A 373-nucleotide genomic window follows, 5' to 3' on the forward strand; every position below is an offset into this window, starting at 1 on the left:
CCGTTAACCACCATCAAACAGGATTTTCGCCTGCTGGGGCAAACCAGCGTGGACCGCTTGCTGCAACTCTCTCAGGGCCAGGCGGTGAAGGGCAATCAGCTGTTGCCCGTCTCACTGGTGAAAAGAAAAACCACCCTGGCGCCCAATACGCAAACCGCCTCTCCCCGCGCGTTGGCCGATTCATTAATGCAGCTGGCACGACAGGTTTCCCGACTGGAAAGCGGGCAGTGAGCGCAACGCAATTAATGTAAGTTAGCTCACTCATTAGGCACCGGGATCTCGACCGATGCCCTTGAGAGCCTTCAACCCAGTCAGCTCCTTCCGGTGGGCGCGGGGCATGACTATCGTCGCCGCACTTATGACTGTCTTCTTT

At 57.1% G+C, this 373-nt stretch carries 1 pseudogene; it reads left to right on the top strand.

The window, feature by feature from the left end:
* Positions 1-231: pseudogene (locus SB749_RS18830) on the top strand (hypothetical protein); the annotation flags it as partial.
* Between the last annotated feature and the right edge of the window lie 142 nt (positions 232-373).

Origin of the sequence: Brevibacterium sp. SIMBA_078 (assembly GCF_046534565.1) — a bacterium.
GTDB lineage: Bacteria > Actinomycetota > Actinomycetes > Actinomycetales > Brevibacteriaceae > Brevibacterium.